The organism is Corallococcus sp. AS-1-12, assembly GCF_020036995.1.
Lineage (GTDB): Bacteria > Myxococcota > Myxococcia > Myxococcales > Myxococcaceae > Corallococcus.
This window is the reverse complement of sequence record NZ_JAIQDD010000013.1, coordinates 63880-87234: the sequence shown is the minus strand read 5'-3', so window position 1 is coordinate 87234 and position 23355 is coordinate 63880. Positions and strand designations below refer to the sequence as shown.

The window sequence follows — 23355 nt, the reverse complement described above, 5'->3', positions numbered from 1 at the left end:
AGGAGGGAGTCGCTGTCCGCGAACCGCGCGGCCGCCGTCACGCACGCGGCTTGCGCTTCTGCTGGGCCGCGTAGAGCGCCCGCTCCTCCAAGAAGGCCTTCGCGACGCTGGGCCGCTCCCGCAACCGCGCGAAGTAGGCGCTGAGCGCGGGCCACTTCTTCAGGTCGATGGGCGTCGCCACGCACCCGCCGAGCACCGTCACCAGGTACGCGTCCGCGACGCTGAAGCGCTCCAGCAGGAACTCGCGTCCGGTGAGGTGCCGCTCCCCCGCACCTCGGCAGGGGCGAGCTCGTGGTGAAGCGGCTCGCGTCCGGGCCCTTGCGGCGGCCCTGGCGGATGGCCTGGAGGAAGGAGGTCGGAGACTCCGCGCTCCGCCTCCTCGCCGCGCTCGAGTCCACCGTGCCCCGGGGGCTCGCGGTGGGCTAGCGGGCAATGGCTGTCCATCGCACTGGAGGGTGACGCCAAACCCTCACATGCCTTCCCAGACACGGCGAGTCCTTGGACACCCGGGAACGCGTAATTACTGACTCTCCCTGAGGCCCGGTGGAGTCTGATATTGCGCACCCGCCGGTGCCGCGTCTTCGCAGGCGCCGCGCTCCGAAAGGAACACCCCCATGAGCATGGTTTCAAGAAGGGCCCGTCGCCTCGCCGTCGCGCTGGTCGGCGCGGGCGCCTGGGTCTCCGCGGGCTGTGGCGAGCTCCCCGCCGAGCAGGAGAACACCCCGTCCCAGGTCCGTCCGGTGGACGGCGCCCCGGAAGAGACGTCCGCCGACGGAGCCGAGCACGGGCTCGTCATCCAGGACGCGGCGGTGCTGGATGATCCGGCGCGCACGGCCCCGGAGGCGGAGGCTTCGCCGGCCCCGCGCCAACAGGAGGGCGCCCTGCTGCTCGATGACACCACGCCGCCCGCCGTGGCGATCAGCTCGCCGACCCCGGCCAGCTTCCTGCGCGGCACGTTCGTGGTCACCGCGAACGCCTCCGACGACGTGGGCGTCGCCCGGGTGGACTTCTACGACGGCACGACCCTCATCGGCTCCTCCTTCGCCGCGCCCTTCAGCGTGAGCTGGGACACCACGAGCGCGACCTCCGGCAACCGCACGCTGACGGCGCAGGCCTTCGACGCGGCCGGAAACGCGACGACGTCCAGCGCCGTGACGGCGATGGTGGACAACTACGCGCCCGTGATCATCACCGGTGTCCCCCAGTACAACCCCATCAGCCAGAACTACGTGCGTGGCCTCGTCACCGTGGGCTGGTCCGTGACGGACCAGGGCCTCTCCGGCGTGGCGCTGACGGAGTTCCTGCAGGAGGGGATCGTCAAGGCCACGGCGCCCGGCACCTCCAGCTACACCTACAACTTCACCTGGGACACGCGGGTGCTGGCCAACCGCGCCTACACGCTGGCCATTCGTGCCACGGACAAGGCGGGCAACGTCCAGACGAGCAGCCGCAGCCTCACCGTCGACAACGTGCCGCCCTCGGCCCTGCTCTTCGCGCCCGTCAACGGGGCGGTGGTCAGCGGCGATGTCACGCTGAGCGCCAGCGCGAGCGACACCCAGGCGATGCTCCAGGTCATCTTCGAGATCGACGGGGTGGCGACGTTCTTCGCCGGGGCCAGCCCGTACACCCGGACCTGGAACACCGCGGGCCTGTCGGGAACGCACACGATCGTGGCCATCGCCTACGATCGCGCGGGCAACAGCCGGCGCAGCAACGCGGTGACGGTGACCGTGCCCTGAGCCAGGTGAGGCGGGCCTCCGCCCCGCGCGGAGGCCCGTCGTCCCGGCGCCAGGCCGTCAGGGCACGGGGCCGGGAGAGACCTGCGGCGCCGAGTCCTCCAGCCGCAGCGTCCGCGTGACGCGCGTGCCCTCGTCCAGGCCCTCTCCGAAGGGCACCGGCATGCTGTCCTCCGGGCGCGCGGGCAGCCCCTGCGACACCGAGGCGGGCACCGCGTAGGTGTGCTCACCCACCCTCACGGTGGGGCTGCCGCCTGGAGTCAGCTCCAGCTCCAGGTCGAAGCCCTCCGTGGACGGCACCCAGTAGCGCAGCAGCACGCCCTGGGCCGCGTTGCGGGTCCGCAGCGTGTCGCCCGGGGCCTGCTGGCCCGCGAGCCGCGCGGAGAGCACCGCGTCCCCGGGCAGCACCTGCACGTCCACGAAGGCCGCGTCCGGACGCGACGGGGTGATGTGGAGCGACACCTTCCGGCGCCCGCCCTCCCCTGCCTCCCGCCGCGTCTCGACCGCGGGGCCCCGCAGGTCCTCCGCGGGCGCGGGTGCCGGCGCGTACCAGAACGGCCCCTTCACCTCCGGCAGCGCGTCCACGGCCTCCCGCTTCGGGTCGCCGCCCAGGTACGCGCGCGTCCAGTCATTGAGCACGGCATCCGACGACACCCAGCGCGCCGTCCTCGCGTCCGCGTCCACCAGATACAAGAGGCCCGTGGGGCGCGGGTTTCGCGCGTCGAAGCGCTGACCTGCGGCGAGCGACACCAGCAGCCCCAGTCCCAGCAGCGCGGCCCCGCCCGAGGCCCACGGCAGCGCCCGGCCCGCCAACCACAGCCAGCCGGGCGCGAGCAGGCAGATGCCGAGCATCAGCAGGTCGGACGGCACCGCGGCCCGCTCCAGCGGCAGCACCGTGTAGAAGGTGGCCAGCACGTCGGGCAGCAACAGCAGGAGCGGCAGCGCCGCCAGCCCCCACAGCGGCACGAGCCACGGGGTGGGCGGAGGTGTCCCCCGGCCGCCCAGCCACAAGAGCAGCAGCACCATGCCCGCCAGGGGCCAGAGGAACAGCGCGCTCGCGCCCGGCAACACGACGCTCACCGCGATGCAGAGCACCGCCCACGGCACGCAGCCGCCCGCCGCCAGCTCCATCACCGGCGCGCGGCGGCGCAGGTACAGCCCCACGCCCATCGCCGCCATCACCCACAGCACCACCGCGAGGATGAAGCGCCCGTTGTCCTGCGTCTCCGAGCGGCTGAGGGCGCGGAAGCCGGGCTGGAGGGCGCGCAACAGCGGCCACGCGAGCCGCGCGAGGCTGCTGGCCAGGAAGCCCACGAGCAACAGCACCACCGCCTCCCTCAACACGGCCCACAGGCGCAACTGCTTGCGCTGGCGCGCCCGGAAGATGGCGAACACGAACAGGCCGCCCCAGAGGACCGCCAGCGGGACGGCCCAGGACCGGGGGTAGTGGACGCGCAGCGGGCCCGCGTTGAAGTAGATGAGTTCCTCACCCTCCGGCACGGACGGCTCCCGGGAGATGCGCCGGGTGAGCGCGAGCAGCGTGTCTCCCTGCTGCTGGAGGAGCCCGTCGGAGACCGCGTCCACGGTCTCCTTGCGCGAGTGGTAGGCCTGCGTGCCCTCCACGTTGGCGAAGTTCAGCCCCTGCCACCCGCCCTGCCGCAGCGCCGTGAAGTCCGTGGCGTTCTTCATCCGCTGATACACGGCCGTGAAGAGCGAACCGGCCCCGACGTCCGGGGCCTCCTCGGCGAGCCTGCGCACGAGCCAGCCGCCGCCCGGGGAGACCTCGAACATCAGGAGCGGCCCCGCGTTGCCGCGCGCGTCCACGTTGAGGAGCACGCCTGACTCGCGAGCCCAGGGGTGGGAGGCGGCGAAGGCGGTGCTGCCCAGCAGGTGCTGCTCCTCCGCGTCCGTGAACAGGAAGAGCACGTCGCCCGTCAGCGCCGGCCCCTGCTGGAGCGCCCGCGCCACCTCCAGGATGGACGCGACGGCGGCGCCATTGTCGGACGCGCCCGGCCCCGTGGGCACGGAGTCGTAGTGGGCCACCAGCATCACGGCCGTGCCCTTCGCGCCGTCCTTCGCGCGCAGCCGGCCCACGACGTTCTCCACGTTCGCGGCGGGCCGGGGGATGCCCTGCGCGGGCGCGAAGACGGCCTCGCGCTGGAGCTGGACCTCCGCGCCCACGTCGCGCAGGCGCGCTTGCAGGTAGTCGCGCACCGCCGCGTGCCGGGGCGTCCCCACGGCGTGGGGTTCCGCGCCGATGAAGCGCAGGTGCTCCCGGGCGCGCTCGGCGGAGAACCGCTCCGCGGGCGCGGAGGCGGGCACCGGCGCCGGCAGGGCACTTCCGCGCAGCACCAGCAGGATGACGCCCAGGCCGAGCACCGCGGTCACCCACCGTGCAACCGAAGACGCGCGAGGGGAGGCACTCCGTTCCAGGCCCGCGGTCGGGGCGGTGTCGCTCATGTTCCAGTCCTTCAGGCGCGCCCACCCTTCGGGGGCCGCGGGGGGTTCGCGGAGTCCCCGTCGAAGGGGGTGTCCATCGCGCGGGCACTCTACGTCACCCGGAATCCGGCGGACACGCCGACCTTGCGCCCTCTGCCTGGCCACCTGAAACAGGGCGAGCAGGCGGCGGCCCCCCTTCCACCAGGGGTCGCGCCGCTCGCCCACCCGCCGCTCAGATCGTCTTCTTCCCCGGCAGGTCGAAGCGGTCCAGGTTCATCACCTTGGTCCACGCGGCGATGAAGTCCTGCACGAAGTGCGCTTCGCCGTCGTGGGCCGCGTAGACCTCCGCCAGCGCGCGCAACTGCGAGCTCGAGCCGAAGACGAGGTCGGCGATCGTCGCCGTCCAGCGCAGCGCGCCCGTGGCGCGGTCGCGGCCTTCGAACAGGTTCGGCGCCTTCTCCGAGCGCTTCCACGCGGTGCGCATGTCGAGCAGGTTCACGAAGAAGTCCGGGGTCAGCTTGCCGGGGCGCTTCGTGAACACGCCGTGCGGCGTGTGGCCGTGGTTGGCGTCCAGCGCGCGCAGGCCGCCCACCAGCGCTGTCATCTCCGGCGCGGTGAGCGTGAGCAGGCTGGCACGGTCGATGAGCGCGGCGGCGGTCGTCGCCTCGGCCCCCGCGCGGACGTAGTTGCGGAAGGCATCCGCCGCCGGCTCGAGCACCAGGAACGATTCGACGTCCGTCTGCTCCTGCGACGCGTCCATGCGGCCCGGCGTGAAGGGCACGGTGACCTCGTGGCCGGCGTCACGCGCGGCGGCTTCGACGGCCGCGGTGCCCCCCAGCACGATGAGGTCCGCCAGCGACACCCGCTTGCCGCCGCGCTGCGCGGCGTTGAACCGCTGCTGGATGGCTTCAAGCTTCCCGAGCACCTTCGCGAGCTCGGCGGGCTCGTTGGCCTCCCAGTCCTTCTGCGGCGCCAGGCGGATGCGCGCGCCGTTCGCGCCGCCGCGCATGTCACTCCCCCGGAACGTCGACGCCGAGGCCCAGGCCGTCTTGATCAGTTGCTGGCGCTCGAGGCCGGAGCCGAGCAGCTCGGCCTTGAGCGCGTCGATGTCCGCGGCGTCGATCAGCGGATGGTCGACGGCCGGAATCGGGTCCTGCCAGAGCAGGTCCTCCTTCGGCACCAGCGGGCCCAGGTAGCGCGCCTTGGGCCCCATGTCGCGATGGGTCAGCTTGAACCAGGCGCGCGCGAAGGCGTCCGCGAACTTCGCCGGGTGGGCCAGGTAGTCGCGGGAGATGCGCTCGTAGACGGGGTCGAAGCGCAGCGCCAGGTCGGCGGTGGTCATCATGGGCGCGTGGCGCCTGCCGGGCACGTGCGCGTCCGGCACGGTGCCGTCACCGCTGTTGCCCACGGGCTTCCACTGGTGCGCGCCAGCCGGGCTCTTCGTCAGCTCCCACTCGTAGCCGAACAGCGTCTCGAAGTAGGTCATGTCCCACTTCGTCGGCGTGGGCGTCCATGCGCCCTCCAGGCCGCTGGTGGTCGCGTGCTCACCGACGCCGCTCTCGTAGGTGCTCTTCCAGCCCAGCCCGAGCTCCTCGACGTTCGCGCCCTCCGGCTCCGCGCCGACGTGGTGCACCGGGCCGGCGCCGTGGCACTTGCCGAAGGTGTGGCCACCGGCGACGAGCGCGACGGTCTCCTCGTCGTTCATCGCCATGCGCGCGAACGTGTCGCGGATGTCGCGCGCGGAGCCGACCGGATCCGGACGGCCGTTCGGGCCTTCTGGATTGACGTAGATGAGGCCCATCTGCACGGCCGCCAGCGGGTGCGCCAGCTCCCGCTCGCCGCTGTAGCGCTCGTCGCCCAGCCAGGTGGACTCCGGACCCCAGTCAATGGAGTGCGGCTCCCAGATGTCCTCCCGGCCGCCGCCAAAGCCAAACGTCTTGAGCCCCATGGACTCCAGCGCCACGTTGCCGGTGAGGATCATCAGGTCGGCCCACGACAACTTGCGGCCGTACTTCTGCTTGATGGGCCACAGCAGGCGGCGCGCCTTGTCGAGGTTGCCGTTGTCCGGCCAGCTATTGAGGGGCGCGAAGCGCTGGTCCCCCGAGCGCGCGCCGCCGCGGCCGTCGAAGATGCGGTAGGTGCCCGCCGCGTGCCACGCCATGCGGATGAAGAACGGGCCGTAGTGACCGTAGTCCGCCGGCCACCAGTCCTGCGAGTCGGTCATCAACGCGTGCAGGTCCTTCACCACCGCGTCCAGGTCGAGCGTCTGGAACTCCGCCGCGTAGTCGAAGCCCTCGACCATCGGGTCCGACAGCGAGGAATGCTGGTGCAGCATCGCGAGGTTGAGCTGCTCCGGCCACCACTGCGCGTTGGTGCGCGCGCGGCGGGGGCCGTGCGCGACGGGGCACTTCATTTCGTCGGTCATGCCGGAACGGTAGGCCGGAGGCGCGCGCGCCGGACGCCCGTTGTTCGGAGGGATTCACCCGCCGTTTGCTACCGAACCCCTTGCCGCTCACGCCCGCGGGTGGGCGGCGTCATAGACCTCCTGCAACTGTTCGAAAGTCACGTGGGTGTACTTCTGCGTGGTGGACAGGCTGGCGTGGCCCAGCAGCTCCTGGATGCTGCGGATGTCCGCGCCGCCGCCCAGCAGGTGCGTGGCGAACGAGTGGCGCATCGCGTGCGGGCTCACCTTGCGCGCCAGGGCCAGCTTCAGCACGTACGCGTCCAGGTGCCGGGCGATGCTGCGGGCCGTCAGCCGGCCGCCCTTGAAGTTGAGGAAGAGCGCGTCCGGGTCCTGCCCCTCGCGCACCTCGGCCAGCAGCTCGCCGCGCCTCGCGAGGTACGCCTCCAGCGCGCGGATGGCCTTCACGTTGAGCGGCACCAGCCGCTCCTTGCTGCCCTTGCCCATCACCCGGACGATGCGGCTGCCGCGGTCCACGCCCAGCAGGTCCAGGCCGCACAGCTCGCTGATGCGCAGGCCGCCGCCGTACAGCATCTCCAGGATGGCCTTGTCGCGAAGCCCCAGCACCGTCTTCACGTCCGGCATGTCGAGGATGGCGAACACCTCCTCCACCGGCAGCACCTTGGGCAGCGACTTGGGCAGCTTGGGGCTCTTCACCAGCTTGGCCGGGCTGGCGGACAGGAGCTTCTGCCGCACCAGGTACTTGTAGAAGGACTTGATGCTCGCCAGCCGCCGCGCGCGGCTCGTGGGCGCGTGGTCCACCGCGAGCGTGCCCAGGTAGCCACGGATGGCCGCGTGCGTGCCCGCGAGCAGCGACAGCTTCATCCGCTCCACCAGGTAGCGCTCGTAGTCCTTCAGGTCGATGAGGTAGTTGCGCACCGTGTGCGGCGACGCGCCCTTCTCACCTTCGAGGTGGACCTTGAACTGCTCCAGCAGCGGGGACAGGGTGGACATGGTCGGCGAAGCCTAGGGGGCTCCCCGAGCCTCGCAAGATTCACGTCCGCGCGCGAGCGTCCGCCGCGCGTGACAGCATGGACGGCATGACGGTGGACCTGCGAATCGCCTCCTACAACATCCTGGCGGATGCCTACGTCAAGCCCGAGTGGTTCCCGCACACGCCCGCGGACCTGCTCCGGCCGCGAAGCCGCCACGCACTGTGGGTCCGCCGCATCGGGGACCTGGACGCGGACATCGTCTGCCTCCAGGAGGTGGAACCCGACAGCTTCGCCGCGCTCCAGGAAGGGCTGAAGCCGCACGGCTACACGGGGGTGATGGCCCAGAAGGGGCAAGGCCGCCCGGATGGCTGCGCCGTGTTCCACCGCCTGGGCCAGGGTCCGGGGCACCGGGCCCACCATTTCCAGGACCGGCTGGAGGACGGACGCATCTCCGGGCACCTGGCGCTGGTCGTGGACTTCGACGTCGGCGGAGCGCGGCTGCGCGTGGCGTGCACGCACCTGCGCTGGGACCGGCCCGACCGGCCGGTGGAGCAACACCAGGGCATGCGGCAGGCCACCGAGCTGATCGACGAGCTCGTCCGGAAGGATCCAGAGGCCCTGTGGATCGTGTGCGGCGACTTCAACGCCCAACCCGGAGAGCCGTTGGTCCAGGCGTTCGAAGCGGCCGGGCTGCGGGATGCCTACGCGGGGCGGCATCAGCCGACCTGCAACGCGAACGGCCTGCCCAAGACCATCGACTTCCTCTTCCACCCGGCCGCGCTGCGAGCCTCGCCCGACCCCTTGCCAGCGCTGGACGAGCGCACGCCCCTGCCCTCGGAGCAGGAGCCCTCCGACCACCTGCCCATCTCGGTACGGCTGCGGCGCTGAGGTGCCACGACGGATGGACGGTCGGCGAGGTCCTCCACCAGCCACACTCCTGGTCAAATGCAGACATCCTTCGAGGGCCCGGCTGGGGATCGCGGACCTGCTCGTGGGAGGCCCCCGCGACAGTGATTCGCTGGCGGCGGAGCCTGGCGTCCACCCAGGCGCCTTGTTCCGGCGGATGCGAGGCGGCCTCACCGGAAGGGCCCCCGTGCGGGCCGCACGGGGCTCCGACATCTGGGAGCACTTCGCCCCAGGTCGCCGAGGCAGCGAAGACAGTGCGAAAGGCCTGAGCATTTGAACCAGGAAGACAGGGTGTGAATCCCTCTCACCCGGCGCAACGCTATACACTCCCTGGCATGGCCCTCGAGTCCCCTGCCCTTCGTGCAGTCATCCTCGGTTGTGCCCTGCTGTCCTCCTCTTGCTCGGACACATCCAAACCTCCGCCCCCGCCTCCTCCAGAAGACCCCTGGGACGGGACCTATACACCCCGGGTCGACCCATCGGACTGGGTCGACCGGGGCGAGTACGCGCCCTGCGCTTTCACACCGCCTCCGGGGACCGTCGCCGACTGCGACGACCCATCCCTCTTCGACCTGTCGAAGTGTGACACCGCCTCGCTCGCCGCCCTGGAGCCGCATGGCATCTACCAGGTGGACATGCGCCACGCGTCGGGTCTCGCGGACTTCGCCGGCATCCGGATCCCCGCGGATGGCGGCACCGCGACCATGAACTACCTCCCGACGATGCGGAGCGCTCCGGTCGCGCGGCAGCAGCTCCAGGGAGGCTTCCGCTTCTCCGCGCGGTACACCTTCCGGGACACCGTCCGGAACCTGGTCTTCGCGGGCTGCGGCGTCACCGGGCCCGGGCTGGTGACGGGGTGCTTCGCCCGCTGCACCGATGGCAAGGTCGCCACCTCGGGCACCTTCGAAGCCGCGCGGATGACCTGGGCGCGGGGCGAGTCCGAATCCTCGGGAGGGCTGCGGCTCCTCTCCGAGACCCATGTCCAGACGGTGCGCCCGGTGGATGTGTATGTCCACCGGGGCCACGCCTACGTCGTCTCTATCGACGACCCGCTCACCCAGGCCCCGGGAGGGCTCGCGGTCGTTGACGTCCGCGACCCGAGCCATCCCGTCATCACGAAGCGGATCACCCTCACGGAAGACTCGTACTGGAACGCGGCCTGGGCCAAGGACGACGCGCTCTACATCGCCAGCAAGAGCTCGGGCGTCATCGTCTTCGATATCAGCGACCCCTCGGCCCCGGTCTTCGTGCGCAGCGTGCCCGGTCGAGGCCCCATCGATGTCCACACGATGTTCGTGGAGGGCAACCGGCTGTATGCCGTGTCCCCGGGTCCCGCCCCCACCGGAGAGACGCTTGTCTTCGACATCTCCACGCCGCTTCAGCCCGTCCTGCTCAATCGCTTCACCGCCGCCGACACGGAGTCCGCGTTTCCCTCGGCGCATGACTCCTTCGCCTATCAGGACCGGCTCTACGTCAACCACTTCAGCGCGGGCTACGTCGTCTACGACGTGAAGGACCCGATGAGCCCACGGGAGCTGGGCCACTACACCTTCGAGACCGACAACAGCTATTCGACGAGCCACGCGAGCGCGGTGGGCACCTTCGCGGGGAAGACCGTCGCGTTCGAGGGAGGCGAGTACCAGGGCGCCCACCTGCGCGTGCTGGACGTCACGGACCCCACGAACATCCAGCTCATGGGGCGCTACAAGCTGCGGCCGCAGACCTCCATCCACAACATGATCCTCAAGGACCAGCGGCTCTACATCGCCTACTACCAGGAGGGGCTGCGCGTGCTGGATGTCTCCGTCCCCCCTCGGCCGCGCGAAATCGCCTGGTTCAACACCTTCCGTGAGTCCGACCTGAACCGGGGTGATGACCTGCTCGAAGGCGCCATTGGCATCCGCGTTCCCGGAGACGGCCACGTGTACGTCGTGGACACCTCCCGGGGCCTGCTCATCTTCAACGAGCCCTGAGCTGGCGCGAGGGGATTCGAATTGGGGAGGATGCCGGCCTCTTCAGGGGGAAGGTGTCGATGCGCGCCGTGCTGGTGATGGGGCTGTGGGCGTCAGTGGTGGGAGCAACGGAGCTGTCCAACGAGTTCTCGCTGGAGCCGCCCCGGTACGGGCGGCTGCTGACCAGCGTCCGCCCCCATCCCCGCCATTGACGGTGAGTGGGAGGACGAACCGCAGGTGGCCTCCTCCGGAGGGGTGAGCCTGGTGGTGTGGCAGCGCGGCACCCGCAGCGTCTACGACCACGACATCCTCGCGGCCCGCATCCGCGACGACGGCACCGTGCTGGACGCCACTCCGCGGGTGGTCGTCTCAAGGGCAGGCAATCAGAGCAGCCCCACCCTCGCGGGCGGGCCCGATGGCTTCCTCGTGGCCTGGCAGGATGGCCGCCACCAGGTGGGCGAGACCCTCGAGTGGGACATCTACGCCACGCGTGTCGCGCTCTCCGGCGAAGTGCTGGACGCCGCGGGCCTCCCGGTGAGCGTCCTCGCCTCGAGCTACCAGACGTATCCCCGGGCCCTCTTCGATGGGACGAACTACCAGGTGCTGTGGGGCGACGGCCGGAACTCCTCCTACGGCGACTTCTACGGGGGACGGGTGAGCGTCGCGGGTGAACCGCTGGACGGCACCGGCGTGCGCATCACGCCGCCCAGCAGCGACTACAAGCAGGGCCCGGCCCTCGCCTTCGACGGGACGCAGACGTGGGTCGTCTGGCGCGCCGCGACCGGCTCCTACGACGAGCGCTTCTATGGAGTGCGCTTCGGCAAGGACGGCGTGGTGAAGGACACCGCGCGGGTGCCCCTCTTCACCCACTCGGGGCAGAAGACGCTGTCTGACCTTATCTTCGACGGCACGCGGCTGCGCGCGGTGTGGGCCGAGTACGTCGGCGCGTACGGCCTCAAGTCCGGGCGCTTCGAGACGAACGGCACCCCGGTGGATGGAGAGGGCCGCTTCCTCGCCTGGGGCGCCAACGTCCAGGACATCCCGAGCGTGGCCTCATCGGGAGGCACCGGGCTCATGGCGTGGCGGGACCAGGTGGGCGAGGAGGCCGCGAGGACCGCCAGCATCCGGATCCAGCCGCTGAACGCCGACGGCCAGCCCACGGGCAACGTCCGGGTCCTCTCCTCCTCGACCTACGTGGTCAGACCGGCGGTGGGCGACGGCGACGGTATCTACCTGGTGGCCTGGGGTGAGGGGAGCTCCAGCCATGACATCAAGGCCCAGCGGGTGCGGCCGGACGGAACGCTCATCGACGCGCAGCCCCTCACGCTCGCCACGTCCACCGTTTCCGGCCCCGCCTCCATCGCCAGCGCGGGAGACTCCTTCTTCGTCGTCTGGGAGGCGGCGGGCAGCCGCATCACCGGGGTGATGGTTCGCGAGGACGGCTCGGTGTCCAGCCCCATCCCGCTTCCCAGGCCTGCCTCCAGTTCCCAGACACAAAGCCAGCCGAAGGTGGCCTTCAATGGCACGCACTTCCTGGTCGTGTGGACGAACTACAACGGCGATTACGACATCCATGCCGCCCGGGTCAGCCCCACCGGGCAACTGGTGGATGCGACACCGCGGATCATCTCCGCCGCGGCGTCCTACCAGTACGAGCCGAACGTCGCCGCGCATGGCGACTTCCTGGTCACCTGGTCGGACTACCGCAAGGGAGGGGGCTGGCCGGAGCTCCGCGCCGCGCGCGTGGCGAGCGACGGCACGCTGAAGGACCCGGACGGAAAGGTCGTTGTCCCCAACGGTTCGATGAAGCGCTACGCGCAGCCGATGTTCGACGGCTCTGGCTTCACCCTCCTCTGGCAGCAGGGGTCGGATGCATTCATGGGTCCCAAGCTGGCGCGCGTGTCGCTGGACGGGACGGTGTTGACGCCCGCGCCGCTGGACGTCTGGCGCGCGGAGGACAACGCGAACCCGGCGGGCATGGCCCTGCTCGCGCCCCACAAGGCGGTCATCGTCTACCAGCGCTTCGATTCGGGCCCCGGCCTCTACATGAACCGCGTGCACGGGCGGGTGCTGAGCATCACGCCGGAAGAAGACAAGCCGGACGCCGGCAGCGGTGACGCGGGCCTGGACAGCGGCGTGGATGCAGGCACCGACGGTGGGGGTGGCGTCACGGATGGTGGCAGCGACGCGGGCACGGACGGCGGTGTGGATGCAGGCATGGACGGCGGCACGCGGCCGGATGCGGGCGCGACGGTCGATGCGGGTCCGACCGTCGACGCGGGTACGGACACCCCGGAGGCGCCCGAGGACTCCGGCTGCGGATGTTCGTCCGCGGGCTCGCCGCTCTGGGGCTTGCTGCCCCTGGCCCTGCTGCTGCGCCGCCGCCGCGCTCGGGCGGCGTAGGAATGTTGCACAACGTGGCCCGGCAGGTGTCTGCTGCCGGGCCCATGTCACGCAACACGCAGTGGAAGGTGGCGGGCTTCGGTGTGTCGGCCCTGGTGCTCGTCGCCGCGTTGGTCTTCGCCAACGGAACACCCAAGGTCCATGAACCGCTGTCCCTGGAGGCGAGCGACCGGGAGGATTACGCCCAGTTGGCGCTGGGGGCCCTCCGCGCCGCGGACCCCACGGGCGAATGGAAGTACGACCCGGAGCAGTTCCTCATCCAGCGCTTCGCCCCGGACGGCGGCCTGGGGATGACCCTCAACCTCGCGAACTTCTACCGCGAGTACCAGGACGCCCCGCCCGAGCGGCGCGGCGAGGCGCTCGCGCGACTGGGACGGACGGGCGTCCTCCCGGAGGCCCCTGCCACGTACGCGCAGGCGCGCTCCCAACTGATGCTCGTGGTGCGCTCCCGCGACACCTTCGAGGCGTTCTCCCAGCAGGCCGGTGGATCCGCGCCGGTGTCCTGGCGGCCGGTGGGCGAGGTGCTGGCGGAGGCGCTCGTCCAGGACACCCCGGACGCCATGCGCTACGTCCCCACGGAGGAGCTGGCGCGCTGGGGCATCACCTATGAGCAGGCCCGCGCGGACGCGATGGCCAACCTGCGGCGCATGGAGGCCGCGCCGCTCAGGAACCTGACCCTGGGCGCCTGCGCGCTCTTCACGAACGACAGCTACGGTGCCTCACGGCTGCTGCTGGACGACGTGGTGCGCGGCTGCGAGGTGAAGGGAGATCCGGTGGTGGTCGTCCCCAACCGGGACACGGTGCTGATCACGGGCGCCGACGACGCCACGGGCCTGCTCACGCTGGCGGAAGCCGCGCTGGAGGGCGTCCAGGCGCCACGCCCCGTGGACGGGCACGCGCTGCGCCTCACCGCCGACGGATGGAAGCCCTTCCTCCCCAGCCGGGAGAGCCCGTCGCGGAGCATCCTGGAGAACCTCGCGTTCGCCAGCCGGGTGCGCGGCTACCAGGAGCAGACCGAGCGGCTCCGGAAGCAAGAGGAGCCAGGCGACGTCTTCGTCGCCAGCCTGCTCCCGCAGAAGGACGCCCGGGGGCGCTACTTCGGTCAGACCGTCTGGTCCAATGAAGGCGAGTCGCTGCTCCCGCGAGCGGACGTCATCCTCTTCGTGGACGCGGCGCTGGGCCCGGACGCGCCCCCGGTGGCCTCGGTCCGGTGGGACCTGGTGGTGCGCGACGCGGGGACGCTGCTGATGCCCGAGCTGGGCGTGTACCCGGAGCGCTACCGCGTGACGGGCTTTCCCTCCAAGGAGCAGCTCCAGCGCTGGAAGGCCGACCCGACGGCCATGGACGTGCCCTGACGCCAGGGCTGCCCCGCGGGCGGTATGCTCACGCGGCCCCCAACCCGGAGATGGCCCCTGGCGCTCGTTCCCCTCTACAAGCCGCAGGACCTGGTGAAGAAGGCCTCGAAGCAGGCCGTCTTCCCGGCCCTCAGGGTGGCGCCACCGCCGTCCCAGCAACGGTCCCTGGTCGGGTTGAAGCGGCTGATGCACGCGCGAAACCTGGACCCGCACGGGCTGGAGGCCACGGTCTACGACACGCAGGGCTGTGTGCTCAGCGGAGCGCTGCACGAGGCCGTTGACCTGTCGGAGAACACGAACCCCATCACCGAACCGGGCACCGGCATCCTCTTCAACGGGGACCACAACCTGCTGTCGCTGGAGGTGGGGGGCCCGGTGGTGGCGCAGTCCTTCGACCTCTATTACCTGCACTGGGGCTTCGACAGCACCCACTGCGTGCGGCTGGGCTCGCACGCGAACTACTTCGTCACCGCCGCCCTCCAGGGGTGCTCCATCTTCGTCACTGGAGATCCGGCCTCGCCGACGGTGTACCACCTGAACGCGAACTCGGCGGGAGCGAACGCGCCCAACGACGCGGCGAGGTACCAGGCGAAGGTCCAGGTCATGGAGGCCCGCTTCAACGCCGCCCGGAAGGTCATGGGCGGCAGCCAGCAGTCGTCCGCCTCCGCGTCGATGCATGACTACATGCCCGGCATGCTGAGCGCGGCGGGCACCGCGCAGCTCGAATATGAACGCGGCGTGAGCGGCGCCTCCTGGTACCACGTGGGCACCCATGCCTTCCGGTCGTTCTGGAAGGTGGACCAGGACGAGCTGATCCAGTTCGGCACCGTGTTCGGGGTGCGGGAGTCGGGGCGCTGGTCCTTCTACTTCCAGAAGCGCAGCCGTCACGACTACCGCTACAAGACCTGGACATTCGACCGCGCCCGCCGTGCCGAATGGAGCGCGGAGTGCCACCGGTTCTGGCCCGCCTGAGCGGCATCTGCTCAAGTGCCATCCGCTCACGTTCCTGGGAGGGACTGGATGGACAGCACCTACAAGTCATTGCGCATCGAGAAGGCCGACGGCATCGCCGAGCTGGTGCTCACCGGCCCGGGCAAGGGCAACGCCATGGGCCCCGACTTCTGGCGGGAGATGCCCGAGGCGCTCCGCGCGCTGGACGCCGACGACGACGTGCGCGTGCTGCTGGTGCGCGGTGAGGGCCAGAACTTCACCTACGGCCTGGACCTGATGGGGATGATGGAGTCCCTGGGGCCGCTGCTGACCGGCGAGAGCAACCTGGCGCTGGAGCGCAGCCGGCTGCTCAAGCTGATTGGGGAGATGCAGCAGGCCACGGAAGGGATGGCCCGGTGCAGGAAGCCCGTCATCGCCGCGGTGCATGGCTGGTGCATTGGCGGAGGGATGGACCTCATCGCCGCGTGTGACTTCCGGTACTGCTCGCAGGAGGCGAAGTTCTCCCTGCGCGAGGTGAAGGTCGGCATCGTCGCGGACCTGGGCGCGCTCCAACGGTTGCCACGCATCATCGGCGAGGGGAACACGCGAGAGCTGGCCTACACCGGCGGGGACGTGGACGCGGCGCGCGCGCTGCGCATGGGTCTGGTCAACGAGGTCTTCCCCTCCCCCGAGGCCCTGCTCACGGAGGCGAGGGCGACGGCGAGGCGCATCGCGGACAACCCGCCGCTCGTGGTCCAGGGCGCCAAGCAGGTGATGGAGTACTGCGCGGACAAGTCCATCGCGGACGGGCTGCGCTACGTGGCGGTGTGGAACTCGGCGTTCCTCCAGTCGCTGGACCTGACGGAGGCCTTTTCCGCTTTCGCTGAGCGCCGCCCGCCCAAATTCCAGGGCCGCTGAGGCGGTAGACTCGCGCCATGGAAAACGCGCATGGCGAGAGTCCTTCCCCTACGCAGCAGCTCCACCTGGCCATCACCAGCTACTGGCGCACCCAGGTCATTGGCACCGTGGCCCGTCTGGGAATCGCGGACCTGCTCGCGGATGGGGCCCGTGACAGTGATTCGCTCGCGAGCGAGCTGAGCGTCCACCCAGAGGCGTTGTTCCGGCTGATGCGCGCCGGCCTCGCCACGGGCATCTTCGTGGCCTTCGCCGAGCGGACCTTCGCCCTGACCCCCATGGGCGAGGGCCTTTGCTCGAACACCCCTGGCTCCCTGCGGGAGCTGGCCATCATCCAGAGCAGCCCTTCCCACTGGCTGCCCTGGGGACACCTCACCGAGGCGATCCGCACCGGGAGCGCTCCCATCCAGGCCGCGCTGGGCTCCGACATCTGGGAGCACTTCGCCAAGAACCCCGACGAGGCGGAGCACTTCGCCCGGTCCATGGGGGACTGGTCCGAGATGGTGTCCAGCCAGGTGGCCCGGCACGTCGACTTCTCCGCCTTCGCCCGCGTGGCGGACATCGGGGGCAGCCACGGCGACCTGCTCGCGCAGGTGCTGCGCGCCCATCCCTCCTGCCGGGGCATCCTCTTCGAGTTGCCCCAGGTCGCCGAGAGCGCGAAGCCCGTCCTGGCGTCCCGGGGCCTCGCCAGCCGGGTGGAGGTGGTGACCGGGAACTTCTTCGAGCCCGGCATCCCCGCCGCCGACGCCTACCTGCTCAAGCACATCCTCCACGACTGGGAGGATGACGCCTGCACCACCCTCCTGCGCCGGCTCCACGAGGCGGCCCCCGCCGGGGCGCGGCTCTTCGTGGTGGAGATGGTCATCCCGGACAACCGGACGCCCGACATCACCCACCTGATGGACCTCAACATGCTGGTGGTCGCCAACGGGCGCGAGCGCACCTACAACGAGTTCCAGGCGCTGCTCGGCGCGACCGCCTGGAAGGTCCACCGCCTCATCCCCACCCAGAGCGGGACGAGCATCATCGAGGCGGTGAAGGCCTGAGTGACGGGGCGGCGCCACCGGCGCCGCCCTCCGTCACGGCCCGCGAGGGATTACAGCCGGACCTGGAGCTCGTAGCGGCGGTTCTGCGCCTTCTTCGCCTCGGTGTTGTCCGGCTTCACCAGCATGCGCTCGGAGCCATAGCCCACGGCGGTGATTTCGTTGCGGGGGATGCCTCGCGCGATCAGCTCCTTGACGATGGCCTCCGCGCGCTGCTCGCTGAGCGCCTTGTTCTTCGCGGCGTCGCCCGTCGAGTCGGTGTGGCCGGAGACCTCGAACTTGTAGCTCTTGACCCCCGCGGCGACGAGCTGCTTCTTCGCGTCCACGAGCGCGTTGGTGAGCTTCTTGAGCTTCGCGTCACAGCCGGGGGCCAGCTCGGCGGTGCCCGTCTTGAAGCTGCACTGGTTCTTGCGGCCCTCCTCCGTGAGCTTCGTGTTGACGCGCTTCTCCACGGTGGACTTGCCGGCGTCACCCGCGGCCTTCTTGATTGAATCGAAGGGGCTTTGCGCGGAGGCCACGCCCGGGACGGCCAGCAGCGATACGGCGATGCAGAGCGCCTTGAGCTTCATCCGTGAGACTCCTTGGGCTCCAGGGGGAAGGGAGCCGGAGCGAGAAGCTGCCGAGGGCGGCTCGCCGCGTCCAGTGACACGGCGTGGGCCGCGGAGGTCGCCTGCCCTACTCGCCCCGCTTTTTCTTCCCCCGCGCGACTTCTGTAGCCAGGGCGTCCAGCTTCGGCGTCCAGAACGCCCGGAAGCGCTCCAACCAGGCGTCCACCTCCGCCAGCGGCGCGGCGTCCACGGCGTAGAGGCGCCGCGCGCCATCCACCCGCACCGTCGCGAAGCCGTTGTCCCGCAGGACCTTCAGGTGCTGCGAGACGGCGGACTGCGTGATGCCGAACTCACGTTGGATGACGTCCACGACCTCGCCCGAAGCGTGCTCGCCTTCCGCGAACAGCTCCAGGATGCGGCGGCGGACCGGATCGCCGAGGACGTCGAAGGCGTGCATCAGCCCCCTGTATAGAACGCGGCCGTGCGCTCGGCCATCCCGCGAGCCACGTCCGGCGCCTCTCCGCCCGCCACGTGGGCGTCGGCCCAGGCCTGGGCGCTGGCGCGCATGAAGGCCTTCGCTTCATCCGAGGCGACCCAGGACGCAGCGGCCTCCGCGGCCACGTCCCTGCCCGTCTCCAGGTACTGGCCCAGCCCCAGGAAGCCCAGGTCCCAGCCCACGCCCGTGGCGCCAGGACCGAACTGGCTCCAGAACTGCTCCACGTCCGCCGAGTGCACGATGTGCTCGAGCGTCAGCCGCGTGCCCTTCCCTTCCGGCGACAGGCGGACCGTCACCCAGCTCATGCCGCCGTTCATCTCCCAGGTCAGGTCGAACGCCGAGGGCTTGTCGCAGCGGGTGATGGTCCCCCCCGCGTTCCCCTTGAGCTGATACCGGCCGCCCTTCCGCTACGACCCCCGGGGCGTCAGTCCCTCGTGTCGTCCACGAGCTGCACGGGGACACCGGGCCCGGCGGCCTCTCCGTCCACGTCCTGGAGGTCCAGCGCTCCGGTGGAGAGGACCCAGACATCCAGCGTCGCGTCCTCGTCCGTGTTCCCCACGCACGCCAGGGTGATGGCGCAGGCGGGGCACGTGCCGGAGACGCCGAGCCGGGCCTTCAATGACGGAGGAAGCGCCTCCACGTCGAAGGGGCGCAGGTAGGTGAACTGGAAGGTGTCCGCGCCGATGGCCACCGCTCCCTCTGGAGCTTCGCTCCGCTCCCGGTCGCGGACCTCCATCGGTCCCCGGCCCGCGAAGTACGCGTAGCGGTTGCCCCGCTCGGGCGCGAAGCCCACCTTCGCGAAGACGGGCTCGTAGGTCTTCGTGTCCTGGAAGTGGCGGCGCTGGAGCCTGTACCAGGCCCGCAGGTTCGACCTGCACTCGGCCGCGCGGGCGCGCTGACCGAAGCGCACGAAGTGGCGGACCGTGTTGACGGCCACCACGCCCAGGCACGAACAGGCCAGCACGCCGAGGACGATGAAGAATCCCTTCCGGCGGGAGCTCATGGCGCGCGCACTTCGCCGCCCAGCGCCATCGCCGAGCCGACGAAGGCCGTGACGCTCCGGTAGCCCTCGGGCGTCGGCTGGAGCGCGGCGGTGCTTCCGGTCCCCAGTTGGGTGATGCCGCGAGGCAGGAAGCGCCCCAGGTTCCACGTCCGGCCACGGAAGACGAAGTCCTCGCTGGAGCACAGCACCGCGGAGAAGAGGTTGCTGGAGAGCGGCCCCACCGCCGTCCCGACCACCGTGGAGAGGCGCTGGAGCGTCGCGATGGGCTGGCCCACCGCGAAGCTCTCCGGCGCGGAGAAGTCTCCGCGGGGCTCCGGGTTGAAATACAGCGTGAAGCGGCCCACCGGATCCAACGCCACGGTGAGGTCGCCGTTGGTCAGGTGCTGGGGCGTGAAGGGCTCGGCGCGGAAGGTGAAGAAGGCCGTGGCCTCCCCCGGCGGCCCGTTGAAGAGCGGCCCCTCCACGCCTCCCAGGTGCGCGAAGTAGCCCACGTCCTGCACCGTGCCATCGAGCGCCTCGTAGAAGCGTCCAATGGCATACCAGACGACGCCCGCGACGAGCGGAGGCCCCATGTTCCCTGTCACTGGATGCATGTCTTCACTCCTCGCCCGCGAAGGTGGAGCCCCCCGTTCGATGACGTCGCGGCCGGTCTCGTCCGTCGCGTCGCCTGGATTCCCCGATAGAACGCCCGCGAGCACGGGGCTCGCGGGCGTCAACGCATCCTTCGAGGGGCTCGAAGGACGCGCGTCAGTCCCAGCGGCTGGTGAGCTTCAGCTTCCACTCGCGCAGCGTGCCGTTGCCCACGCCCGACGGGTTGACGATGTGCAGCTTCCACAGGCCGTTGACGGAGCCGTCACGCGGGATGCCGCGCGTCACCGGGATGCGCTTGGGCGGCGTGCCCTCGTTGGGGCCGTCCCACAGGAGCGCCGTCTCACCGCCCGGATCCTCCAGCGTCAGCACCAGCTTGGACGGGTTGTTGTGCGCCAGGTCCAGCTCCACCGTGATGTCCTCCGGCACCGTCGCCAGACCCACCACCGGCTGCGTCGCCGTCTGCGGCGTCGTGTTCCCCTGCAGCGTCAGGTCCGCGTACGCCGTGAACTCGCCGGACATCCACGCCGGCCGGCACCAGCCCTCCGTCGCGCCCGAGTCCAGGCCGTGGCACGCCAGCCCCTCCTCACACGGCACGAAGCGCGAGCACGACGCGCCGTCGCCCGGGATGCTCACCGTCGTCACACAGCGGCCGTAGGCGCTGGAGCCGTCATACGGCTTGCCCTCGCAGTGGAGGTTCGGCCCGCACGTCCCGGCGCCCGTGCACGGGTCGCCCTCCTCGCCCTGCTGGGTGGCCGTCTTGAGGTTCTGCAGCGCCGTCGCGTCCACGGACGGCAGCCGGCCCAGCTTGAGGATGTCGTAGAACGGCCGCGCCGCCACCATGGCGTTCGCCGCCGCCGCGGGGACGTTGTACGTGGACTGCAGCGCCGCCAGCGGCTGCGTGTTCACCACCGCCAGCACGCGGCGGGCCTCCGCCACGTTGAAGGACACGCCCTGGAACGTGCCCACCCAGCCGTCCACCGGCAGCTCCACCCGGCCCGTGCCCCGGGCGTACGTCTCCAGCGCCGTCAGCGCCGCGGGCCCCACGTAGGGCAGCGCGTCCACCTGCTCGATGGAGACGAAGCGCTTGTCGTCCGCCGTGTGCGGGATGCCGTCCGGCCCGAAGCGGTAGTTGATGATGCTCTGCGCCGCCTGCGAGTTGAGCGGCACCTGCGTGTCCAGGACGTTGAAGCTCAGCGAGTACTCGTTGAGGAACAGCACCACCCCGATGCCCGCGGGCGTGCCCGTGGCCAGCTCCTGCGCCTGCACCGCCAGCGCTTCGGCCGGGGTGTCCGACACCGCGGCGGCGCCGCAGCTCAGGAGGAGGGGAACCGAGGAAAACGACAGAAAACGACGGAGTCTGGAGTTCATGGCGTCCATGTACTCCAAGACGGGCCGCGTGTCGGTGACCGTTCAGGTCCTCTCTTGATACAGCGCGATGACGCCGTGGACCTGGTCGGTGACCTGCTGGAGGCGGTCCGCCGCCGCGTGGGTGGCCTCCACGCGGGCCACCGAGGCCTGCATCACCGCGTTCAGGTCCGACACGGCGTTGAAGATCTGCGACACGCCCGCCGACTGCTGGCTCACCGACGCCGAGATCTGGCGGACGGAGTCCGCGTTGCCCTTCACCAGCCCGGACAGCATGCCCAGCCGTTCGCCGGAGGCGCGGATGGTCTCGATGCCCCGGCCCATGCGCTCGCCGCCCTGGTGGGTGAGATCCACCACCCCCTGGATTCGGGAGCGCGTGTCCTCCAGCACCGCGCGCACCTGCTGCGTGGCCGTCACGGACTGGGACGCCAGGCCCCGCATCTCCCGCGCCACCACCGCGAAGCCCCGGCCCACCTCCCCGGCCCTCGCCGCCTCGATGGCCGCGTTGATGGCGAGCACGTTGGACTGGTCCGCCAGGTCCTGCACCGTCCGGGTGATGCCGGCGATGCGCTCGGTGTACGTGGCGAGCCCCTGGACGCGCTCGGAGAGGTCCGCCGTCTGCGCGCGCAGGTCCGCCAGCCCCTCCACGCTCCGGCCGATGGCCTCCTCCACCGCCGCGCCCACGTCCCCGGCCTCCCGCGTGGCCTCCAGCACCCGCTCGGCCTGCGCCGAGGCCACGAGCGAGGTCTGGCGGATCTCCTCCGCCGTCACCCGCGTCTCCTCCAGCGCGCGGGCCTGCCGCGTCAGCTCCTGGCGCTGCTCGCGGGTGGACTCCGTCAGCGTCCGCACGGAGTCGCGCAGCGCGTCCGCGGAGCCCATCAGCGGACGGACGACCTGCTCCTCCACCGCGCTCCGCGACAGCTCCAACTGCGCCTCGCGCCGCGCGGCCTCCTTCAGGTCGCGCTGGCCCTGCACGCAGGAGGCGATGAGGAAGATGTCCTCGAACACCACCCACGCGGTGTGCTCCATCCACCGCCAGGACTCGCGGGCGTGCATGCCGAAGATGGACTCCGGCCAGAGCATGCCGCGCAGGAAGTGGTCCGCCGCCACCACGCCGCTGAAGGTGAGCAGCACCTTCCAGTCCCGGTAGATGGCTATCAGCGCCAGCGAGCCGAAGATGTGGAAGTGCGTCTCGATGCGGCCGCCCATCAGGTGGATGAGCAGCCCGGACATCAGCGCCTGCCCCACCGCGATGACGTGCCGCGTGGACTCACGGCCGGGCCGCGTGAGCGCGAGCACCACCGGCAGGCTCCCCAGCACCAGGCCCAGCCCCACCGCGGCCAGCACGTGGGAGTGGACCGTGCTCTCCAGGCCCTCCCAGGCCCGGGGCGACAGGTACACCGCCGCGGCGACGCCGCCCAGCCACTGCAACACCATCAGGACCACGAAGGTCCGGTCGGTCCGCCGGCCCAATGACAGACACTGCGCGGCGAACAACTGGTTCGCGCGCTCGGACACGGCGGCTTCGGACAACTGGATTCTCATCACGTGTCATCACCGGCGGAGGCGGGGGGTGTCTCCAGGGCACAGCCAAAAACAGGCGCGGGGGCGGCGCTGGAGACCTGCGAATCCAGGAGCGCCCGGAGGGCCCTGCCCCCCTCGCTGTCGCCTTCGTGGCCTCGCGCGGGGGTGATGCCCCCGCTGAAGCGCTCCACGCCGTCCGGCGAGAAGAGGACCAGTTGTCCCGAGGTGCGCGCGCCCAGCTCGCGCGCCGCCTGCCCGTCCACGTCCGCCACCACCTCCACCCCAGGCAGGGCCCCGGCGCGCGTCCACAGCTCCGAGCGCTCGAAGCCCGGCGGGGCCTCACGCGGCGCCCAGACGAACACGCGCGTGGAGAGCCGCGCGCCGTGCCGGTCCAGGAGCTTCGCCAGCTCCGCCAGCGTCGCGCGGGAGCACGGGCACTGGGGGTGGAGGAAGACGAGCAGCGTCCACGTGCCCGGCGCCCGCGCGAACCGCTCCGGCAGCCGGACAGGGGGCGTGGCCGAGAGCCCCGCCGCGTTCGCGTGAGACCACACGAGCCCCAGCCCCAGCACGCTCGCCACGAGCCAGCCGCCCACCAACCACGGCAGCGCCCGGCGCCGGAGCGCGCCGTGTTTCAGACCCGCCTCAGGGGACGCCCGGGCCGGGGCATCCGCTGAGTCATGCGAAACAACCGGGGAGGCCATGCACGGTCATGCTGAAGAGTTCCCGTGCCAATGGCAACGCATATTCAAGCAG

General features: G+C 70.9%; 20 protein-coding genes and 2 pseudogenes. 10 read left to right on the top strand and 12 right to left on the bottom strand.

The features are described from left to right. Window positions 1-37 precede the first annotated feature (37 nt). Window positions 38-244, bottom strand: a pseudogene (locus K8556_RS21545) (glutathione binding-like protein); the annotation flags it as partial. Between the two features lie 47 nt (window positions 245-291). Between K8556_RS21545 and K8556_RS39185 the strand changes: the two are divergent. Next, window positions 292-426: a hypothetical protein gene (locus K8556_RS39185; protein ID WP_255652003.1), complete on the top strand. Its 135-nt coding sequence runs from the start codon at window positions 292-294 to the stop codon at window positions 424-426. Between the two features lie 188 nt (window positions 427-614). Then, complete coding sequence (locus tag K8556_RS21540) at window positions 615-1739, top strand: Ig-like domain-containing protein (protein ID WP_223741956.1); 1125 nt, start codon at window positions 615-617, stop codon at window positions 1737-1739. 57 nt (window positions 1740-1796) lie between these two features. Here the strand turns inward: K8556_RS21540 and K8556_RS21535 are convergent, their stop codons facing one another. From K8556_RS21535 to K8556_RS21525, 3 genes are all read right to left on the bottom strand, one after another. Next, a complete protein-coding gene (locus K8556_RS21535; protein WP_223741955.1) occupies window positions 1797-4196 on the bottom strand; it encodes a M20/M25/M40 family metallo-hydrolase in 2400 nt (799 codons plus the stop codon). 211 nt (window positions 4197-4407) lie between these two features. Next, the gene (katG, locus tag K8556_RS21530; protein ID WP_255652002.1) at window positions 4408-6588 is read right to left on the bottom strand and encodes a catalase/peroxidase HPI; all 2181 of its coding nucleotides are present in this window, start codon (window positions 6586-6588) and stop codon (window positions 4408-4410) included. 99 nt (window positions 6589-6687) lie between these two features. Next, window positions 6688-7590: a tyrosine recombinase XerC gene (locus K8556_RS21525; protein ID WP_223741954.1), complete on the bottom strand. Its 903-nt coding sequence runs from the start codon at window positions 7588-7590 to the stop codon at window positions 6688-6690. Between the two features lie 77 nt (window positions 7591-7667). Here K8556_RS21525 and K8556_RS21520 point away from each other — a divergent pair, with 77 nt between their 5' ends. The 8 genes from K8556_RS21520 to K8556_RS21490 all read left to right on the top strand — a co-directional run bounded on the left by K8556_RS21520 (window position 7668) and on the right by K8556_RS21490 (window position 17078). Then, window positions 7668-8459: an endonuclease/exonuclease/phosphatase family protein gene (locus K8556_RS21520; RefSeq protein WP_223741953.1), complete on the top strand. Its 792-nt coding sequence runs from the start codon at window positions 7668-7670 to the stop codon at window positions 8457-8459. 353 nt (window positions 8460-8812) lie between these two features. Further along, on the top strand, window positions 8813-10450 hold the full coding sequence (locus K8556_RS21515; protein ID WP_223741952.1) for an LVIVD repeat-containing protein: 1638 nt from the start codon (window positions 8813-8815) through the stop codon (window positions 10448-10450). A 59-nt stretch (window positions 10451-10509) separates the two neighbouring features. Beyond that, entirely contained in the window at window positions 10510-10641 is a 132-nt protein-coding gene (locus K8556_RS39180) for a hypothetical protein (protein WP_255652001.1), read from the top strand. A 25-nt stretch (window positions 10642-10666) separates the two neighbouring features. Then, window positions 10667-12832, top strand: a complete 2166-nt coding sequence (locus K8556_RS21510; RefSeq protein WP_223741951.1) for an MYXO-CTERM sorting domain-containing protein — start codon at window positions 10667-10669, stop codon at window positions 12830-12832. A 44-nt stretch (window positions 12833-12876) separates the two neighbouring features. Next, a complete protein-coding gene (locus K8556_RS21505) occupies window positions 12877-14187 on the top strand; it encodes a DUF1444 family protein (protein ID WP_223741950.1) in 1311 nt (436 codons plus the stop codon). A 24-nt stretch (window positions 14188-14211) separates the two neighbouring features. Then, on the top strand, window positions 14212-15159 hold the full coding sequence (locus K8556_RS21500; RefSeq protein WP_223741949.1) for a hypothetical protein: 948 nt from the start codon (window positions 14212-14214) through the stop codon (window positions 15157-15159). Between the two features lie 48 nt (window positions 15160-15207). Then, window positions 15208-16035: a crotonase/enoyl-CoA hydratase family protein gene (locus tag K8556_RS21495; RefSeq protein ID WP_223741948.1), complete on the top strand. Its 828-nt coding sequence runs from the start codon at window positions 15208-15210 to the stop codon at window positions 16033-16035. A 17-nt stretch (window positions 16036-16052) separates the two neighbouring features. Beyond that, a complete protein-coding gene (locus K8556_RS21490) occupies window positions 16053-17078 on the top strand; it encodes a methyltransferase (protein WP_223741947.1) in 1026 nt (341 codons plus the stop codon). Between the two features lie 50 nt (window positions 17079-17128). Here the strand turns inward: K8556_RS21490 and K8556_RS21485 are convergent, their stop codons facing one another. The 8 genes and pseudogenes from K8556_RS21485 to K8556_RS21450 form a co-directional block, all read right to left on the bottom strand. Next, window positions 17129-17644, bottom strand: a complete 516-nt coding sequence (locus tag K8556_RS21485) for an OmpA family protein (protein WP_223741946.1) — start codon at window positions 17642-17644, stop codon at window positions 17129-17131. A 106-nt stretch (window positions 17645-17750) separates the two neighbouring features. Further along, a complete protein-coding gene (locus K8556_RS21480) occupies window positions 17751-18080 on the bottom strand; it encodes a helix-turn-helix transcriptional regulator (RefSeq protein WP_223741945.1) in 330 nt (109 codons plus the stop codon). Continuing rightward, a pseudogene (locus tag K8556_RS21475) lies at window positions 18080-18514 on the bottom strand (SRPBCC domain-containing protein); the annotation flags it as partial. The gene K8556_RS21480 and the pseudogene K8556_RS21475, both read right to left, overlap by 1 nt. A gap of 29 nt (window positions 18515-18543) precedes the next feature. Continuing rightward, entirely contained in the window at window positions 18544-19122 is a 579-nt protein-coding gene (locus tag K8556_RS21470; protein WP_223741944.1) for a fimbrial protein, read from the bottom strand. Continuing rightward, window positions 19119-19715: a hypothetical protein gene (locus K8556_RS21465; protein ID WP_223741943.1), complete on the bottom strand. Its 597-nt coding sequence runs from the start codon at window positions 19713-19715 to the stop codon at window positions 19119-19121. Before K8556_RS21465 ends, K8556_RS21470 begins: the two co-directional genes overlap by 4 nt. Before the next feature lie 154 nt (window positions 19716-19869). Next, window positions 19870-21081 carry a proprotein convertase P-domain-containing protein gene (locus tag K8556_RS21460; protein WP_223741942.1) on the bottom strand — a complete coding sequence of 404 codons (1212 nt, stop codon included), beginning with the start codon at window positions 21079-21081 and terminating at the stop codon, window positions 19870-19872. Window positions 21082-21123: 42 nt separating this feature from the next. After that, complete coding sequence (locus K8556_RS21455) at window positions 21124-22623, bottom strand: methyl-accepting chemotaxis protein (RefSeq protein WP_223741941.1); 1500 nt, start codon at window positions 22621-22623, stop codon at window positions 21124-21126. Next, window positions 22623-23195 carry a RedB protein gene (locus K8556_RS21450; RefSeq protein ID WP_223741940.1) on the bottom strand — a complete coding sequence of 191 codons (573 nt, stop codon included), beginning with the start codon at window positions 23193-23195 and terminating at the stop codon, window positions 22623-22625. The genes K8556_RS21455 and K8556_RS21450 overlap by 1 nt, the downstream gene beginning before the upstream one ends. Between the last annotated feature and the right edge of the window lie 160 nt (window positions 23196-23355).

What these genes read in the sequence shown, in the direction of transcription:
- K8556_RS21540 (WP_223741956.1), top strand. Translation starts at nt 615, where the DNA reads ATGAGCATGGTTTCAAGAAGGGCCCGTCGCCTCGCCGTCGCGCTGGTC.
- K8556_RS21535 (WP_223741955.1), bottom strand. Translation starts at nt 4,196, where the DNA reads ATGAGCGACACCGCCCCGACCGCGGGCCTGGAACGGAGTGCCTCCCCT.
- katG (WP_255652002.1), bottom strand. Translation starts at nt 6,588, where the DNA reads ATGAAGTGCCCCGTCGCGCACGGCCCCCGCCGCGCGCGCACCAACGCG.
- K8556_RS21525 (WP_223741954.1), bottom strand. Translation starts at nt 7,590, where the DNA reads ATGTCCACCCTGTCCCCGCTGCTGGAGCAGTTCAAGGTCCACCTCGAA.
- K8556_RS21520 (WP_223741953.1), top strand. Translation starts at nt 7,668, where the DNA reads ATGGACGGCATGACGGTGGACCTGCGAATCGCCTCCTACAACATCCTG.
- K8556_RS21515 (WP_223741952.1), top strand. Translation starts at nt 8,813, where the DNA reads ATGGCCCTCGAGTCCCCTGCCCTTCGTGCAGTCATCCTCGGTTGTGCC.
- K8556_RS39180 (WP_255652001.1), top strand. Translation starts at nt 10,510, where the DNA reads ATGCGCGCCGTGCTGGTGATGGGGCTGTGGGCGTCAGTGGTGGGAGCA.
- K8556_RS21505 (WP_223741950.1), top strand. Translation starts at nt 12,877, where the DNA reads ATGTCACGCAACACGCAGTGGAAGGTGGCGGGCTTCGGTGTGTCGGCC.
- K8556_RS21500 (WP_223741949.1), top strand. Translation starts at nt 14,212, where the DNA reads ATGCTCACGCGGCCCCCAACCCGGAGATGGCCCCTGGCGCTCGTTCCC.
- K8556_RS21495 (WP_223741948.1), top strand. Translation starts at nt 15,208, where the DNA reads ATGGACAGCACCTACAAGTCATTGCGCATCGAGAAGGCCGACGGCATC.
- K8556_RS21490 (WP_223741947.1), top strand. Translation starts at nt 16,053, where the DNA reads ATGGAAAACGCGCATGGCGAGAGTCCTTCCCCTACGCAGCAGCTCCAC.
- K8556_RS21485 (WP_223741946.1), bottom strand. Translation starts at nt 17,644, where the DNA reads ATGAAGCTCAAGGCGCTCTGCATCGCCGTATCGCTGCTGGCCGTCCCG.
- K8556_RS21480 (WP_223741945.1), bottom strand. Translation starts at nt 18,080, where the DNA reads ATGCACGCCTTCGACGTCCTCGGCGATCCGGTCCGCCGCCGCATCCTG.
- K8556_RS21470 (WP_223741944.1), bottom strand. Translation starts at nt 19,122, where the DNA reads ATGAGCTCCCGCCGGAAGGGATTCTTCATCGTCCTCGGCGTGCTGGCC.
- K8556_RS21465 (WP_223741943.1), bottom strand. Translation starts at nt 19,715, where the DNA reads ATGCATCCAGTGACAGGGAACATGGGGCCTCCGCTCGTCGCGGGCGTC.
- K8556_RS21460 (WP_223741942.1), bottom strand. Translation starts at nt 21,081, where the DNA reads ATGAACTCCAGACTCCGTCGTTTTCTGTCGTTTTCCTCGGTTCCCCTC.
- K8556_RS21455 (WP_223741941.1), bottom strand. Translation starts at nt 22,623, where the DNA reads ATGAGAATCCAGTTGTCCGAAGCCGCCGTGTCCGAGCGCGCGAACCAG.